Raw genomic sequence first — 15,686 nt, forward strand, 5'->3', positions numbered from 1 at the left:
GTCGGGTAGCGATTTCGGCGTGGTAATCGACGCTGAGCGACGACGAGCACGCCGAAATCGCTCTACAACGCGCCGATGCCCGCGTTCGGACCCAGCGCGAAACCCCAATCGAGAAGCGCGGCAGCTTGATCCCAGTAGGTCGGCCCGCCCTCGTGGACCAGACCGTGCATCAGCGCCACGACCAGGTGCCGCCCGCCCCGTTCGGCGCCGCCGACGAACGTCTTCTGCGCCAGATCGGTGTAGCCGGTCTTGCCACCGAAGGTGCCCGGGTAGCGGTGCAGCAGCTCGTCCTGGTTGACCAAGACGACGTCGCCGGTGCGGGTCGGGAACACCGCGGTGGGCTGGGACGTGATCTGGGCGAACACCGGATTGGCCATCGCGGCGCGGAAGATCACCGCCAGATCGTGCGGGGTGGACCAGACCGAGATGCCGGGGCCGTCGATACCCGACGCCGAACCAGCGTCGGTGCCCAACGCGCCGACCGCGACCGCCTTGGCGTTCATCTTCGCCGCCGCGACGTCGCGGCCGCCCAGCATCGTCGCCAACGTGTTGGCGGCGTCGTTGCCGGACACGAGCAGCAGCGCCTCCAGCAGCTGGCGCGTGGTGTAGGTCATCCCGGGCGTGACGCCCGCGCAGTTGCACTCGACAGTGGTGTCGGCCTCGTTGGCCACGATCGTCGCGTCCAGGGGCAGCTCGTCGAGCACGGTGAGCGCCAGCAGCACCTTGATCGTGCTCGCCGGCGCGAACCGCGTGTTCTCCTCACGGCCCGCCAGCACCGCGCCCGTGTCCATGTCGGCCACGATCCAGGCTTCGGCGGGACCGGCGGGGATCGGCACGCTGCCGGCGGGCTGGCTCACCCCGGCGAGCGGTGTCGCCGCGGCGAAGGGGGCCGTCACACCGCCGACCACGCCCAGGAGCACCGCCAGACACGCGAGAAGCCTCATCATGGCGGCCGAGCCTAACGGGATGTCGCGATCGTGTTCAATCGAGGAATGCTGAGCCTCGAGGAGATCTCCGACCGGCTGGAGATCCAACAGTTGCTGGTCGACTACTCGACCGCCATCGACCAGAAGCGTTTCGACGATCTGGACGCGGTGTTCACCCCCGATGCGTACATCGACTACAGCGTCGCGGGCGGAATCGAGGGGCGCTTTCCCGAGGTCAAGGCGTGGTTGAAGGAGGTGCTGCCGAACTTCCCGATCTACTACCACATGCTGGGCAACGTCGACATCCGCGTGGACGGCGACACCGCGACCTCGCGCGCGATCTGCTTCAACCCGATGGTCATGGGCGGCGATTCCGGTCAGGTCTACTTCGTGGGGATCTGGTACGTCGACGAGTTCGTCCGCACCGAACAGGGATGGCGGATGAGCAAGCGTGTCGAGGAGAAGTGCTTCGACAAGCTGCTGTGACGATTTCTGCTGCGCGCCTGCCCTCTGGCACAATGGGCGGCTGTCTGCCCGGGACTCTGGCCCCGCGGCGGTCACACACGTAAGGCAAAACCGGATCAGGCAACCCGCCTGCATCGCTGAATTGCAGCGTGGCACCTCAGTAGGAGTAGTTCATGGCTGTCAAGATCAAGCTCACCCGTCTGGGCAAGATCCGCAATCCCCAGTACCGCATCATCGTCGCCGACGCGCGCACCCGCCGCGACGGTCGCGCCATCGAGGTGATCGGCCGGTACCACCCCAAGGAAGAGCCGAGCCTCATCCAGGTCGATTCCGAGCGCGCCCAGTACTGGCTGGGTGTGGGCGCTCAGCCCACCGAGCCCGTGCTCTCGCTGCTCAAGATCACCGGTGACTGGCAGAAGTTCAAGGGTCTGCCCGGCGCCGAGGGCACGCTGAAGGTCAAGGAACCCAAGCCGTCCAAGCTGGACCTGTTCAACGCCGCGCTTGCCGAGGCCGAGGGTGGCCCGTCCACCGACGCCACCACGCCGAAGAAGAAGAAGGCGCCGGCCGCGAAGAAGGAAGCGTCTGACGTCGAGGCGACCGCTGATCCGTCCGGATCGGCCGACAAGTCCGAGGCCGCGGCCGAGGGCGAGGACGCCACCGTCGCCGGCGCCACTGAAAGCTGAGCGACACAGTGAGTTCAGTCGTGGTCGACGCAGTCGAGCACTTGGTTCGCGGGATCGTCGACAACCCCGACGATGTTCGCGTCGACATGGTGACCAACCGCCGCGGGCGCACGGTCGAGGTGCACGTGCACCCCGATGATCTGGGCAAGGTCATCGGCCGGGGTGGGCGCACCGCTACCGCGCTGCGCACCCTGGTGGCCGGCATCGGCGGCCGCGGTATCCGCGTCGACGTGGTGGACACCGACCAGTAAATGGACCTGGTGGTCGGGCGCGTGGTCAAGGCCCACGGCGTCACCGGTGAGCTCGCGGTCGACGTGCGCACCGACGACCCGGATGGCCGATTCGTCTCCGGCGCCACCCTGCGCGGCCGCGCGCCGCGCGGGGGAGCCGAGCGCGAATATCGCATCGAATCGGTGCGTAGTCACGGTGATCGGCTCCTGATCCGGCTGGACGGAGTCGGTGACCGCGATGCCGCCGACGCGTTGCGGGGCACGTTGTTCCTCGTCGACGCGGAGTCGTTGCCTCCGATCGAGGACCCCGACGAGTTCTACGACCACCAGCTCGAGGGGCTCACCGTCTCGACTGTCGACGGCATCGTCGTCGGTAGGGTCGCCGAGGTCTTGCACACCGCCGCAGGCGAATTGCTGTCGGTGACGCGTGATGACGGCCGCGAGGTGCTTGTGCCGTTCGTGTCCGCGATCGTGGTGTCGGTGTCTCTGTCCGAGGATTCTGTGGTGATCGATCCGCCCGAGGGTCTTCTCGACCTGAGTGACTGACGGAGAACCGGCATGCGCATCGACGTGGTCTCGATCTTCCCGCAGTTCCTCGATCCTCTGAGGCAGTCCCTGCCGGGGCGGGCGATCGACGCCGGCATCGTCGAGTTGGCGGTGCACGACCTGCGTGGGTGGACCCACGATGTCCACCGCTCCGTCGACGACGCCCCGTACGGTGGCGGGCCCGGCATGGTGATGCGGGCCCCGGTCTGGGGTGAAGCGCTCGACGAGATCTGTTCTGCTGACACCCTTCTCGTGGTGCCGAGCCCGGCAGGCCGGCTCTTCACGCAGAAGGCGGCGCAGCGCTGGAGCGCCGAGAAACATCTGGTCTTCGCCTGCGGCCGGTACGAGGGTATCGACCAGCGGGTGATGGACGACGCGGCCCGCCGGATGCGGGTCGAGGAAGTGTCGATCGGGGACTATGTGCTGCCCGGTGGCGAATCGGCGGCCGTGGTCATGATCGAGGCGGTGCTGCGGCTCCTGCCCGACGTCCTCGGCAATCCGGAGTCGCATCGCGACGATTCGCATTCCGAGTCGGTCGGCGGGCTCCTCGAGGGGCCGAGCTACACCCGCCCGGCCACGTGGCGTGACCTCGATGTGCCGGAGGTGCTGCGCTCCGGGGACCACGCCCGCATCGCCGCGTGGCGGCGCGAACAGAGCCTCGAGCGCACCAGGGAACGACGGCCCGATCTCCTGGAGTGAGTGCGGGATTCGGAAACCCCGACCGGCCTAGATCCGGCCGCCGGGGAACATCGTCTTGACAGCCTGGGTGATGTCGGCGCGTGCGCCCGCCTCGCTGGTCGGGTCCAGCGAGCCAATGGCCATCACGTAGCGCTGGTCGGCGCCGATCACCCCGGTCGACACGTGGAGTTGGTTGCCGCCGTTCCAGCAGCAAAACCAGCCCTGCTTGACGGCGACCGGCTCGGCGTAGAGGCCCTCGGGGATGCCGAAGCGCTGCGGATATCCGTCGGTGCCCGTCGGAGTCGATTGCGCGAGGTCGCCGAGGATCACCTCGGCCTGCTCGCGGGGCAGCCCGCCGCTACCGTCGAGCAGCTTGGCGTAGTACTGCACGAGATCGGCCGCCGTGCTCTGCGTCACGTCCCAGTGGCCGTTGTACGGCGCGGTCGTGCCGGTCAGCCCGTATCGGGCCACCACGCGCCCGATGATCGCGTTGCCGCCGCTACGGTCCCAAAAGTTCTGTGCGGCACTGTCATCCGACGAGCGAAGCATGATGTCGAGGCTCTGCCGGTCGCCGGGGGAGAGGGTGGTCTTCCCCTGCGCCACCTGCAGCAGCAGGTCGTCGGCGATGAACAACTTCACCACCGAGGCGATCGGGAACGGTTGATTGTCGCCGTTGGACACCAGCGCTCCGGTGGTCCGGTCCAACACGACTGCCTTGATGTCGGCACCCGTCGACGACGCGTCGGCGGTGGCCTCCTGCATGCGTGCGTCGAGGCCGCCGAGCCCAGCCGACGGTGGGGCCGGCGGCGCGGCCGGCAGCGGCACCGAGTTGCTCTGCGGCGCCACCGCCGAGGACTGGGTGCGCTCGGATCGGGGCGCCTGCGCCTGGCAGCCGCCGACCACGAGCACAGCGGCACACAGCAGGGACGCGGTCACGGCGGACCGCCGCCGGGGGCGAGTCTGCATGTCTCTCCTCGAGATAGTCATATGCGGCCGTCCGGGAACATCGTGCGGACCGCGTCGGTGATGGTCTTGCGGGCGGTGGCGGCGTCGCTGGGCTGCATCGAGCCGATGGCCATCACATAGCGCCGGTCCCGACCGATCACACCGGTGGACAGGTGCATCCAATCCGCGTTCACGCAGCACATCCAGCCCTGTTTGACCGCGACCGGGTCGCCCGGCAGCCCCTCGGGTATCCCGAACCGCTGCGGATACACCCCACCGGGCACCATCCCGTCGGGAGCGGTCGGCGTCGATGCGGCGAGGTTCGAGAGGATGACGCTCGCTTGCTCGCCGGGCAGCCCGCCCGTACCGGCAAGCAGCTTGTCGTAGTAGTGCACCAGATCGGTGGCCGTACTCATGGTGTTGAACCACCTGCCGTTGGTGGGTGGTCGCGTGGAGGTGAGTCCGTACCGGGCGACGACCCGAGTGATGATCGCGCTGCCGCCGCTGCGATTCCAGAACACCTCTGCCGCGCTGTCGTCAGAGGACCGCAGCATGACGTCGAGCAGGTCGCGATCGTCCGCCGAGAGCGTGGTCTGCCCCTTGGCCACCTGCAGGAGGAGGTCATCGGCGATGAACAGTTTCACCACGGAGGCGATGGCCATCGGGCGGTCGTTGCCGTTGGTCACCAGCTCGCCGGTGTTGCGGTCGAGCACTGCCGCGGTGATCTCCGCGCCGTCAGCTGCCGCCGTGGCCGTGGCCTGGCGTTCACGGTCGGCGAGTCCGCGAAACGTCGGGGCGGGTTCATCGACGGGCTGTGCGGGTAGCGCTACGTCGGCGCCCGCCGGGGCGATCACCGTCAGTTGCGGGCCGTCCGGATGCGGCCGGGATCCGGACAACTCTGCCTGGCAACCGCCCAGGGCCACTGTGACCACGCCCAGGCCAGCTGCGGTCTTGGCCAGCCGCCACGGCCGCGGTCGCATCGCCTATCCTCCCGAGTGTGGCCCTACCCTGATGCCTGGAACGGGTCGGCGCTCGGCACACCCGATGCCGTCCAGGGTAACGGCTGTGTACCCGCTGGGCATCTGTTGCCAAGCCGACCGCCACGGCCGGGTCACCATCCTGTCACCGCCTCGTCATCGGGCAGGGAGCCGGCCTCATCGTCGCCCGCCCACCCCCCGGGGTGCCGCCGATTTCGGAGATCGGGACTCCGTCTGGCACAATCGAACAGTTGTCTGTGCACGGCCGGTACTCCGCGCCCCGCTGCACGACAGGCCCCAGACGCCCGAACCACCAGGCTCTGCGCGCGTCACCGCGACGCCGCCAGCAGCCGCCGACACCGAGGAAGTGTGACCGATGAACACGCTGGATTTCGTCGACCAGGCGTCGCTGCGCGACGACGTGCCGAATTTCGGTCCCGGTGACACCGTCAACGTCCATGTGAAGGTCATCGAGGGCTCCAAGGAGCGCATCCAGGTCTTCAAGGGTGTCGTCCTGCGGCGCCAGAACGGTGGCATCCGCGAGACGTTCACCGTCCGCAAGGAGAGCTACGGAGTCGGCGTGGAGCGCACCTTCCCGGTGCACTCGCCCAACATCGACCATATCGACGTCGTCACCCGCGGTGACGTGCGCCGGGCCAAGCTCTACTATCTGCGCGAGCTGCGCGGCAAGAAGGCCAAGATCAAGGAGAAGCGCTGACACCGCTTCGCTCGGACCGTGATCGGCGCGGTTCCCAGCCGGCTCTGGCTACTCTGATCTCGTGACCGGACCCAGGGACACCCCCGAGACCGACGACCCGTCCGCCGACGAGACGCTGGACACGCCGGAGTCGACCGAGGACAAGCCGGAGAAGAAGAAGCGGGGAGCGCTGCGCGAAGCGGCGATCCTGGTCACCGTCGCGATCGTTCTCTACTACGTCATGTTGACGTTCATCGCGCGTCCCTACCTGATTCCCTCCGAATCGATGGAGCCGACGCTGCACGGCTGCAACGGCTGCGTCGGTGACCGCATCATGGTCGACAAGCTCACCTACCGGTTCTCCCAACCGGAACCCGGTGACGTCATCGTCTTCAAGGGCCCGCCCAACTGGAGCATCGGCTACAAGTCGATCCGGTCCGAGAATCCGGCCATCCGCACCGTGCAGAACGCGCTGTCCTTCATCGGCTTCGTGCCGCCGGATGAGAACGACCTGGTCAAGCGAATCATCGCTGTCGGTGGCCAGACCGTCGAATGCCGGGTGACCACCGGGCTGACTGTCGACGGCAAGAAACTCAACGAGCCCTATCTCGACCCGAACACCATGAACGCCGACCCGGCGATCTACCCGTGCCTGGGCAACGAATTCGGGCCGGTCAAGGTACCCGACGGCCGGCTGTGGGTGATGGGCGACAACCGGACCCACTCGGCGGATTCGCGCGCGCATTGCTCGAACGAGCCGGCTGACGTGCAGCGCGGCATCCTGTGCACCGGCGACCCGGTGGCGGGAACGATCCCCGTCGAGAACGTGATCGGCAAGGCCCGCTTCATCGCCTGGCCGCCGTCACGGTGGGGCGGCGTGAGCTCGGTGGATCCGCAGAGCTAGCGGGAGGCTCGACAGTGCCGGCGTGGCCTCCGAGGATGGTGATCCGCAGGTCCTCTGGTCTGCGCACCTTGGAATCTGCTCTGTACCGGGCCGGTCTCGGCCCGGTGGCCGGCGTCGACGAGGTGGGCCGAGGTGCGTGCGCCGGTCCGCTGGTGGTGGCCGCCTGTGTGCTCGGACCCAACCGGATGGCGAGCCTCGCCGCGCTCGACGATTCCAAGAAGCTCGGCGAAGCCGAGCGTGAGCGGCTCTTCCCGCTGATCAAGCGGTATGCGGTGGCCTACCATGTCGTGTTCATCGACTCGACCGAAGTGGACCGCCGCGGCGTCCACGTGGCGAACATCGAGGGGATGCGCAGGGCGGTGGCCGGCCTTCCGGTGCGGCCCGGATACGTGTTGAGTGATGGCTTCCGGGTGCCGGGTCTGCCGGCGTCGTCGTTGCCGGTGATCGGCGGGGACGCCGCGGCCGCGTGCATCGCCGCGGCGAGCGTGCTGGCCAAGGTGAGTCGCGACCGGCTGATGGTCGCGATGGACGACGAGTACCCCGGTTACGGTTTCGCCGAGCACAAGGGCTACAGCACGCGGGCGCACAGTGCGGCGCTGGCCACGCTGGGGCCGTCGACCCAGCACCGCTACTCGTTCATCAATGTGAGACGACTCGTCCTGGGGGAACCCGCGGGGCAGGTCGACAACGATGTCCGAGATGACTTTGACAGGATGAGTCCACTGGGTTCAGTGGACTCGGAGATGTATGACCTACGCGAAGGACAGCTGAGCCGATGAGTGCCGAAGATCTCGAGAAGTACGAAACCGAGATGGAGCTCTCGCTCTACCGCGAGTACAAGGACATTGTCGGGCAGTTCAGTTACGTCGTGGAGACCGAGCGCCGGTTCTACCTGGCCAACAGTGTGGAGATGGTGCCCCGCAACGCCGACGGCGAGGTGTACTTCGAGTTGCGCCTCGGTGATGCGTGGGTATGGGACATGTACCGGCCCGCTCGGTTCGTCAAGCAGGTCCGGGTCATCACCTTCAAGGACGTCAACATCGAAGAGGTCGACAAGCCGGAGCTGCGGCTTCCGGAGTAGGGGCACATCGGAGCGTGGACGCGGGGCAGGATTCAGCAGCGGGCCGTGTGGGCTCGACGTCGTCGGTGCCCCAGCCGGGTGATGACCCCTTCTACGCTCCGCCACCTGGCCTCGCCGACTTGCCGCCGGGCACGGTCGTCCGGTCGCGACGGGTGCAGCTGGCGTTCTTCGGCCGAATCCGCCGTGGCGCCGCGACCCAGCTGATGTACCGCAGCACCGACGCACACGGCAACCCCGAGGCCGCGGTCACCACGGTCGTAGTGCCCAGGGGCCGGGATCCGAGAACCTGCCCGCTGCTGTCCTATCAGTGCGCCATCGACGCCGTGGCCGCGCGCTGCTTCCCGTCGTACGCCCTGCGCCTCGGTTCGCAGCTGGTCGGAGCATCGGTGCAGGCCGAGTTCCTGTTCGTCGCCGCGGCCCTCGCACGCGGGTGGGCGGTCTCCATCCCCGATCACGAGGGGTTGCAGGGGATGTGGGGCGCCCCGTACGAGGCTGGTTTCCGCGTGCTCGACGGGCTGCGGGCCGCTGTCTCCCACGAGCCACTCGGCCTGTCCCCGGACGCCCGGATGGCGATGTGGGGATACTCGGGCGGGGGGCTGGCCACCGGTTGGGCCGCCGAGGCGGCCGCGGACTACGCCCCCGAACTCGACGTGGCCGGTGCCGTCCTGGGCTCACCCGTCGTCGATCCCGAAAACGTTGCGCGACGGCTGAACTCGACACGGTGGGCGGGTCTGGCCGCCCTGATGATCGCCTCGCTGGTGCACGTGTTCCCGGAGGCGCGCGCAGTGGTCGACAAGCACGCGACCGCCGAGGGCAAGGTACTGCTGAGCGAGATCGAGGGGATGTCGACAGGCTCGGCGATCCACCGGCTGCGCAACAAGGACATCGCCGACTACGTCGACCTCACCTTCGAGGAACTGTTCGCCCTCCCCGAGTTGCGCTACATCTTCGACATGACGCGGCTCGGCCAGGCGATCCCGAGCATGCCGGTCCTGGTGATCCAGGGTGTGCACGACCGCATCGTCGACGTCGGTGACGTCGACGGTCTGGTGCGCCGCTACACCGAGGGTGGCGCCACGGTGCGCTATCACCGCGATCCGCTGGCCGAGCACCTCCTGCTGTACCCCTTCGCGGTGCCGATGAGCCTGCGGTGGTTGGGCAATCGGCTGGAGAGGGAGCATCGCGGCGGTCGCAGCACCTGGCCGGCGGTCCTCGACACCGGCACCTACCGCGATCTGGCCGGCGTGCTACCAGGGCTGGCGCGCCGCCGCCGCTGAGACCTCGCCAGCAGCCGCGGCCAACTGACAGACTGGGGGACATGCGCTCCGCACCGCAGTGCTGGCTGACCGACATGGATGGCGTCCTGGTCCGGGAGGAGCATGCGCTCCCCGGGGCCGCGGAATTCCTGCAGACGCTCGCCGACCGCGAGCGGCCATTCCTGGTCCTGACCAACAACTCGATCTTCACCCCGCGCGACCTCGCCGCCCGGTTGGCCCGCTCCGGTCTGATCGTGCCGGAATCCGCGATCTGGACGTCTGCGCTCGCGACCGCCACCTTCCTGGCCGACCAGCTGCCCGCCGGCTCGGCCTACGTCATCGGCGAGGCCGGCCTGACCACGGCGCTGCACGAAGCCGGGTACACGATGACCGACGTCGAGCCCGACTTCGTGGTGCTCGGCGAGACCCGCACCTACTCGTTCGAAGCGATCACCAAAGCGGTGCGGCTCATCCTCGGCGGCGCGCGGTTCATCGCGACCAACCCCGACGTCAGCGGTCCGTCGGCCGAGGGGCCGCTGCCGGCCACGGGCTCGGTGGCCGCGATGATCACCAAGGCCACCGGCCGGGAGCCCTACTTCGTCGGTAAACCCAACCCGATGATGTTCCGCAGCGCGCTGAATCAGATCGAGGCGCACTCGGAGAACACGGTGATGGTCGGCGACCGGATGGACACCGACGTCGTCGCCGGCATCGAGGCGGGACTGGAGACCATCCTGGTGCTCACGGGTTCGACGACGATCGAGGACGTCGAGCGCTACCCCTTCCGCCCGAGCCGCGTGCTGCCGTCGATCGCGGAGGCGATCGAGCTGATCTGATCGATCCCTACACTTGGCGCCGTGACTGTCACTGTTGACCCGACACGACCACTGGCCGGGGTGCGGATCGTCGAGATCTCCAGCTTCGTCGCGGTACCACTGGCAGGAATGACGTTGGCGCAGCTGGGCGCCGAGGTGGTGAGGATCGACCCGATCGGCGGGGCCGCCGACTACCACCGCTGGCCGCTGACCGACGCGGGGGAGAGCATCTACTGGGCCGGTCTGAACAAGAACAAGCGCTCGCTGACCGTCGACATGCGTTCCGACGCAGGGCAAGACGTCGTGACCCGGCTGATCGCCGACAGCGGTGTGTTCCTCACCAACGTCACGGGTCGGCCCTGGCACTCCCATCCGACACTGCGGCAACGGCGACCCGACCTCATCCAGGTGGAGGTGTCCGGACGCGCCGACGGCGGTACGGGGGTGGACTACACGGTCAACGCCGGCATCGGTTTCCCGCTCGTCACGGGTGCACCGGATTCTGCGGCTCCGGTCAACCACGTGCTACCGGCCTGGGATGTCAGCTGCGGACTGTACGCCGCGCTGGCGGTGGTGACCGCGCTGCGCCACCGCGACGCGACAGGCGACGGTCAGCACGTCACGATCCCGCTGGAGAACGTCGCGCTGGCCACGGCCAGCAATCTCAGCCTGCTCACCGAGGTGATGGTCGGCGGCACGACGAGGGAGCGCATCGGGAATGCCGTGTACGGCACCTACGGCCGCGATTTCACCGGCAGCGACGGCTCCGCGTTCATGGTCGTGGCGCTGACCAACCGGCACTTCCGCGACCTCACCGCACTCACTGATACCACCGAAGATGTTGCAGCACTGGCTGATTCGCTGGGCGCCGACTTCACTGACGAGGGCCAGCGCTACACGCACCGCGAAGCGTTGAGTGCCCTGTTCGCCGGGTGGTTCGCCCGCCACACCGGGGACGAGATCGCAGCGGCGCTGGGGCGCACCTCGGTGCTGTGGGAGCGCTACCGCACGTTCGCCGAGGCGGCCGCCTCCGAACGCGTCACCGCCAACCCACTGTTCACCACTCTCGAGCAGCCACGCATCGGGCGGTTCGCCGCCACGGGTGTGCCGATGGCGATCGACGGCTGCTACCCACCGCCGGACGTCGCGCCGGCGCTCGGCGACGACACGGAGACTGTGCTCAGCGACTGGCTCGGGCTCGATGCCAGGCGGATCGACGCCCTGCGCGCGGCAGGAGCGCTCGCGTGAGCCGGTTACTGGACCTGCTCGATGTCGCCCCCGTCGACGAGGACGTGTGGCAGGGCCGGGCCAGCGGTCCGGAGGGCAAGCGCGCCTACGGCGGCCAGTTGGTCGCGCAGAGTCTCGCTGCCGCGGCGCGCACCGTCGAGGCGGCCAAGGCGCCCACCGCGATGCATCTGCAGTTCCTGCGTGGCGGAGACGCCGGCGCGACGGTGGACTACCGGGTGCACCGCGTGTTCGACGGCCGCACCGCGGCCTCCCGCCGCGTGGACGCCACCCAGGACGGTCGGCTGCTGACGACGGCGACGGTGTCGTTCGCCGCGCCGCTGCCCGGCCCGGAGCACGGCAAGTCGGACGTCGGCTTGGACATCGGGGAAGCTCCGGACACGTTGCCGCGCACCGGGCCTGCCGGCCCCGCACCGTCGATGCCACTCGACGAACTCGACCTCAGGATCGTCGACTCCGGTGCGGGCGAAGGGTTCGTCCGACGCCTGTGGTGGCGCGCCGACGTGGACCTGGGTGACGACCCGCTGGTGCACACGCTGGTCGCGGCCTACGTCACCGACGTCTATCTGATCGATCCGGCGCTGCAGGTCCACGGGTATTCGATGCTTTCACGTAGGCACCGCAGCGGAACCACCGATTCGTCGATGTGGTTTCACCGCGAGCTGCGGGCCGACGAATGGAATCTGCTCGAATGTCGCTCGCCGGCAGCGGGTCGGGGCCGGGGTGTGGTGACGGCGTCGTTGATCCGCAGCGACGGGGAAATTGCCGCCACGCTGACCCAGGAGGGCCTCATCGCAGAGCGGGAACCCGCGCCCGATTCTGCTTCGTGAGTCGGCGATCCCGCCACCGATGCCGGATCTGGGTGATCACCGCGGACAGGGCGATGCCGATGACGATGGAGGCGATCACGCCGTAGAGCTTGTGACTGCCGAACAACGGATACACCTGGAAGTGCGTCAGATAGATGTAGAGCGACGCCTCCGCGATCGCGCCCGCGGCGACGGCCACCACCGCCGGACACCGGACGGCGGGCAACCAGATCAGCAGCACCAGACCCACGGTCACGAGCAGCTCTCGCACCGTGTTCCCGAAATAGCCGTGCACGCCGACGATCAGCACCACGGTTACGGCCAGACGCTGAAGACTGGTGCTCGCCTTGGCAGCCGCCCAGCCGGCGGCGAAGAACCAGAACGCGAGCATCGTGAACCACGCATCCCGACCCAGCCCGAAACCCGGCAGGTCGTAACGCAACACCATGCCGCCGGCGAGGAACACCGCCGCGAACGCGAACGGGAACCTCCGCTCCGCCCGGTCGGCCAGCGGTAGCCACAGCAGTAGGGCCAGCACCGCCAACGTCCACACCAGCACTTCGACGAACCACAGCCGTCCTGCGGTCATACTGTCGTGCGGGCCGAGGAACTTGTTGGCCAGCAACAGGTTCGACGCGTGATAATCATCGGTCACCACCAGGGCCACGGCGACCCACGCGACTGCGGGTAGCGCGATCCAGCCGATGGTCGAACCGAGGTGGCGCACACGCCGGCGCCGCGGCAGCGGGGTCAGGCAGAACCTGGCGAAGTTGTATCCGGCGATACCGAGCAGGATGTGCGCTCCACCCCACATCTCGAAGAGCCCGGCATGCGATGCGACGACGAGGACGATCGCCAGCGCGCGCAACGCCACACTGGTCTCCACGGTGCTGCCCCAGGATCGCCACCACCGCTGCCGCGGCGCGGGCCGGTGCCGGAGGTCGCGGATCGGCAGCCGCGGCCAGTCGGCCGGCAGGTGCCCGAGCATCCGCTCCAGCCGCACCGACATCGTCACGTAGGTCAGCGAATTGCCGCCCAGGTCGACGAAGGTGGCGTCATCGGTGATGTCGGAGGGGTCCAGGTGCAACACGTCGGCGAACATGTCCGCGAGGTCGTCGTCGCCCTCCGGGCGGGGGGTCACGAGGGTGCGGGCCCTCGGGTAGTCGGGTTTACCCGATGGCAGCCGCGGCAACTCGGGCACCGCGACCGCGTCGACAGCGCCGACGGGGACCTTCGCGGCGTCGGCGACGACCCTGCGCACGTCGGCCGGACTGTGGGGGCCTTCGGCGACGACCACGAGTCGCTCGCCGGCATCGGTGCACAGGGCGGTCACGCCGTGCCCGGCCAGCGTCCGCTCGAGCCGCTGCAGATCGATGCGCAGCCCGAAGATCTTGGCGAATCGACTTGTCCGGCCCACGATCTCGAAGAGCCCCGGTCCGCACCGGCGGGCGACATCGCCGGTGCGCAGCTCCTGCAGGGTGGGGCCGTCGGCCAAGTCCTCGATGTGCTCGGCGTAGCCCATCATCACGTTCGGCCCCCGGAACACGAGTTCGCCGGACTCGTCGTCGGGCCACCCGTCCAGCGGTTCGATGGTCAGGCTCGCACCCGGGACCGCGACGCCGATGGCCTGCGGATGTGATTGCGCGAGATGCGGTGGCAGATAAGCCATTCGGGCGGTGGCCTCGGTTGCGCCGTACATCACGAAGAGTTCCCAGCCGCGGCGCTCCCCGAGTGCGGCGTAGCGTCGCACACGTTCGGACGGCATCGGACCACCGGCCTGGGTGACATAGCGCAGGTGTGGCAGCTTCATGTGCGAAAAGCCCACGCGGTCGAGGAGTTCGAACGTGTAGGGGACACCGGCGAACGTGGTGCCGCGGTGCGCGACGAACAGGTCCCAGAACTGCTGCTCCGACACCGAGCGGTCGGTCAGGATCAGCGCGGCGCCGACGAGCAGATGGCTGTGCACCACCGACAGGCCGTAGCAGTACGACATCGGCAATGTCGTTGCGGCCCGGTCCGTCTCGACGATGCCGAGGTAGTCGGCGATGGCGCGTGCGTTCGCTGCGACGTTGGTGCGGGAGAGGCGGACGAGCTTCGGAGAGCCCGTACTGCCGGACGTCGACATCAGCAGCATCAGGTCTGGATGCAGCACGTGGCCGCCCGTGTCGACATGGCGGACGCCGGTGCGGTCGACGACGATGTCGGGTCGATAGGTGGCGGTCAGCGCGGTGTCGCCTGCGGCGGGCACAGGCAGCACCACATGGCCCGCGGCCAATGCCGCCAGATAGTGCGTGAGCGTGTCGACGTCGTTGTCGACCTCGAGCAGGACGAGGGCTCGCCGTTCTCCCAACGTCGGTGCGCACGCCTCGACCCGATCGGCGAGTTGGCCGTACGTCAGCTCGGTGGTCTCGGTCAGGACGGCCGTGCGGTCTGCGAACCGGCGCAGGTGGTCGATCAGCGGCCGCATAAGGGCGACCTTACTGGGTCACATGCGGTTGTACTTGGCCCGGATGAAGCTGTAGGCGCCGAACGCAGCGATCCCGAGAGCGGCCAGGATCAGCAGGAACTTGCCGAACGGAGCCTGACCCAGGGTCTTGACCGCGGCGTCGAGACCACTCGCCTTAGCGGGGTCGGCCTGCAGCGTCGCGATGACGACGAGGACGCCGGCACCGCCGAGTACCAGACCCTTGGCGACGTAACCGGCGACGCCGGTTGCCGTGACCAGGCGTCCGCCCGAGACGGTCAGTTCCTCGAGGAACTTCTCCGAGGCGCCCTTGTAGACGTGGTATCCGCCGACGGCGATCACCCCGATGCCGACGGCGATCAGGAGCAGCTTTCCGCCGCCCGATTGCATCAGCTGGGCCGACATCCCCGAGTTCTGCTGGCTGCTCTGCTGCCCGGTGCCCATTGCGAACTTGGCGGCCGAGAACGCGATCGCGAAGTTGACGACGGCCAGCGCGAGGGACTTGCCGCGCTTCCAGGCCGCGTTGTCCTCCTTGCGACCTGCGCCCTCACGAGGCTTGGCGCCCATGATCGCTTCGGCCACGCGCCACAGGCCGAGGGCGACGAGGCCCGCCGCGGCGACCCACAGCACGATCTTGCCGAAGGGCTGAGCGGCCAGTGTGGCCAGCGCGCCGGACTGGTCGGCGTTTCCGCCGGCTCCGGTGAACGCCAGTTGCGCGATGATGAACGCGACAAGCAGATGCAGCACGCCACTGGCGGCGAACCCGGCGCGTGCGAGCTTTTCGAAGGCGTCACTGCCGGTCGCGCGGTGCGCGATGCCGTGCAGTGAACCGTTCGCAGGTGTGGTGGTCATGCGTTCCTCCGGGTCCGACAGTGGTCCTCCGGTTCCCCGGTTTTGACGCCGGCGAAACCGGGTCTGTGGATGGATTCGGCTCTGGGGATGAACGGCCGGCCGAGGGGCGAGTG

At 68.4% G+C, this 15,686-nt stretch carries 18 protein-coding genes; 13 read left to right on the forward strand and 5 right to left on the reverse strand.

What is annotated here, in order from left to right:
• Positions 1-62: 62 nt before the first annotated feature.
• Positions 63-947 (reverse strand): D-alanyl-D-alanine carboxypeptidase family protein, encoded by an 885-nt coding sequence (locus tag ACZ50N_RS09305; RefSeq protein WP_048425314.1) that lies wholly within the window; start codon positions 945-947, stop codon positions 63-65.
• A 45-nt stretch (positions 948-992) separates the two neighbouring features.
• On the opposite strand from ACZ50N_RS09305, the gene ACZ50N_RS09310 reads away from it, so the two are divergent.
• The 5 genes from ACZ50N_RS09310 (at position 993) to trmD (ending at position 3,549) form a co-directional block, all read left to right on the forward strand.
• On the forward strand, positions 993-1,412 hold the full coding sequence (locus ACZ50N_RS09310) for a nuclear transport factor 2 family protein (RefSeq protein WP_046365806.1): 420 nt from the start codon (positions 993-995) through the stop codon (positions 1,410-1,412).
• Between the two features lie 152 nt (positions 1,413-1,564).
• Positions 1,565-2,074 (forward strand): 30S ribosomal protein S16, encoded by a 510-nt coding sequence (gene rpsP / locus ACZ50N_RS09315; protein ID WP_046365805.1) that lies wholly within the window; start codon positions 1,565-1,567, stop codon positions 2,072-2,074.
• Positions 2,075-2,082: 8 nt separating this feature from the next.
• Complete coding sequence (locus ACZ50N_RS09320; RefSeq protein WP_003928628.1) at positions 2,083-2,325, forward strand: RNA-binding protein; 243 nt, start codon at positions 2,083-2,085, stop codon at positions 2,323-2,325.
• Positions 2,326-2,850, forward strand: a complete 525-nt coding sequence (rimM, locus tag ACZ50N_RS09325) for a ribosome maturation factor RimM (protein WP_046365804.1) — start codon at positions 2,326-2,328, stop codon at positions 2,848-2,850. It begins immediately after the preceding gene.
• 12 nt (positions 2,851-2,862) lie between these two features.
• Positions 2,863-3,549, forward strand: a complete 687-nt coding sequence (gene trmD / locus ACZ50N_RS09330) for a tRNA (guanosine(37)-N1)-methyltransferase TrmD (RefSeq protein ID WP_073683943.1) — start codon at positions 2,863-2,865, stop codon at positions 3,547-3,549.
• A 27-nt stretch (positions 3,550-3,576) separates the two neighbouring features.
• Here trmD and ACZ50N_RS09335 read toward each other — a convergent pair whose 3' ends face one another.
• Positions 3,577-4,494 carry a serine hydrolase gene (locus ACZ50N_RS09335; RefSeq protein ID WP_048425315.1) on the reverse strand — a complete coding sequence of 306 codons (918 nt, stop codon included), beginning with the start codon at positions 4,492-4,494 and terminating at the stop codon, positions 3,577-3,579.
• A gap of 17 nt (positions 4,495-4,511) precedes the next feature.
• Positions 4,512-5,453, reverse strand: a complete 942-nt coding sequence (locus tag ACZ50N_RS09340) for a serine hydrolase (protein ID WP_048425316.1) — start codon at positions 5,451-5,453, stop codon at positions 4,512-4,514.
• Positions 5,454-5,826: 373 nt separating this feature from the next.
• Between ACZ50N_RS09340 and rplS the strand changes: the two genes are divergently transcribed.
• From rplS to ACZ50N_RS09380, 8 genes are all read left to right on the forward strand, one after another.
• Positions 5,827-6,168 carry a 50S ribosomal protein L19 gene (gene rplS, locus ACZ50N_RS09345; RefSeq protein WP_046363434.1) on the forward strand — a complete coding sequence of 114 codons (342 nt, stop codon included), beginning with the start codon at positions 5,827-5,829 and terminating at the stop codon, positions 6,166-6,168.
• Positions 6,169-6,283: 115 nt separating this feature from the next.
• Positions 6,284-7,051 carry a signal peptidase I gene (gene lepB, locus ACZ50N_RS09350; protein ID WP_419196953.1) on the forward strand — a complete coding sequence of 256 codons (768 nt, stop codon included), beginning with the start codon at positions 6,284-6,286 and terminating at the stop codon, positions 7,049-7,051.
• Positions 7,052-7,086: 35 nt separating this feature from the next.
• Entirely contained in the window at positions 7,087-7,830 is a 744-nt protein-coding gene (locus ACZ50N_RS09355; RefSeq protein WP_464475204.1) for a ribonuclease HII, read from the forward strand.
• The gene (locus ACZ50N_RS09360) at positions 7,827-8,132 is read left to right on the forward strand and encodes a DUF2469 domain-containing protein (protein ID WP_043407609.1); all 306 of its coding nucleotides are present in this window, start codon (positions 7,827-7,829) and stop codon (positions 8,130-8,132) included. The genes ACZ50N_RS09355 and ACZ50N_RS09360 overlap by 4 nt, the downstream gene beginning before the upstream one ends.
• A 47-nt stretch (positions 8,133-8,179) precedes the next feature.
• Entirely contained in the window at positions 8,180-9,409 is a 1,230-nt protein-coding gene (locus ACZ50N_RS09365) for a lipase family protein (protein ID WP_157850969.1), read from the forward strand.
• Between the two features lie 41 nt (positions 9,410-9,450).
• Complete coding sequence (locus ACZ50N_RS09370; RefSeq protein WP_046363438.1) at positions 9,451-10,224, forward strand: HAD-IIA family hydrolase; 774 nt, start codon at positions 9,451-9,453, stop codon at positions 10,222-10,224.
• Between the two features lie 21 nt (positions 10,225-10,245).
• A complete protein-coding gene (locus ACZ50N_RS09375) occupies positions 10,246-11,451 on the forward strand; it encodes a CoA transferase (protein WP_464475205.1) in 1,206 nt (401 codons plus the stop codon).
• Positions 11,448-12,278 (forward strand): acyl-CoA thioesterase, encoded by an 831-nt coding sequence (locus ACZ50N_RS09380; protein WP_464475206.1) that lies wholly within the window; start codon positions 11,448-11,450, stop codon positions 12,276-12,278. The genes ACZ50N_RS09375 and ACZ50N_RS09380 overlap by 4 nt, the downstream gene beginning before the upstream one ends.
• On the opposite strand, the gene ACZ50N_RS09385 is transcribed toward ACZ50N_RS09380, so the two are convergent.
• Together ACZ50N_RS09385 and ACZ50N_RS09390 are read right to left on the reverse strand one after the other, a co-directional pair.
• Positions 12,238-14,724 carry a non-ribosomal peptide synthetase gene (locus ACZ50N_RS09385; RefSeq protein ID WP_464475207.1) on the reverse strand — a complete coding sequence of 829 codons (2,487 nt, stop codon included), beginning with the start codon at positions 14,722-14,724 and terminating at the stop codon, positions 12,238-12,240. The genes ACZ50N_RS09380 and ACZ50N_RS09385 overlap by 41 nt on opposite strands.
• Positions 14,725-14,742: 18 nt before the next feature.
• On the reverse strand, positions 14,743-15,573 hold the full coding sequence (locus ACZ50N_RS09390; RefSeq protein ID WP_046363442.1) for a DUF1206 domain-containing protein: 831 nt from the start codon (positions 15,571-15,573) through the stop codon (positions 14,743-14,745).
• Between the last annotated feature and the right edge of the window lie 113 nt (positions 15,574-15,686).

Source organism: Mycolicibacterium obuense (genome assembly GCF_055397605.1).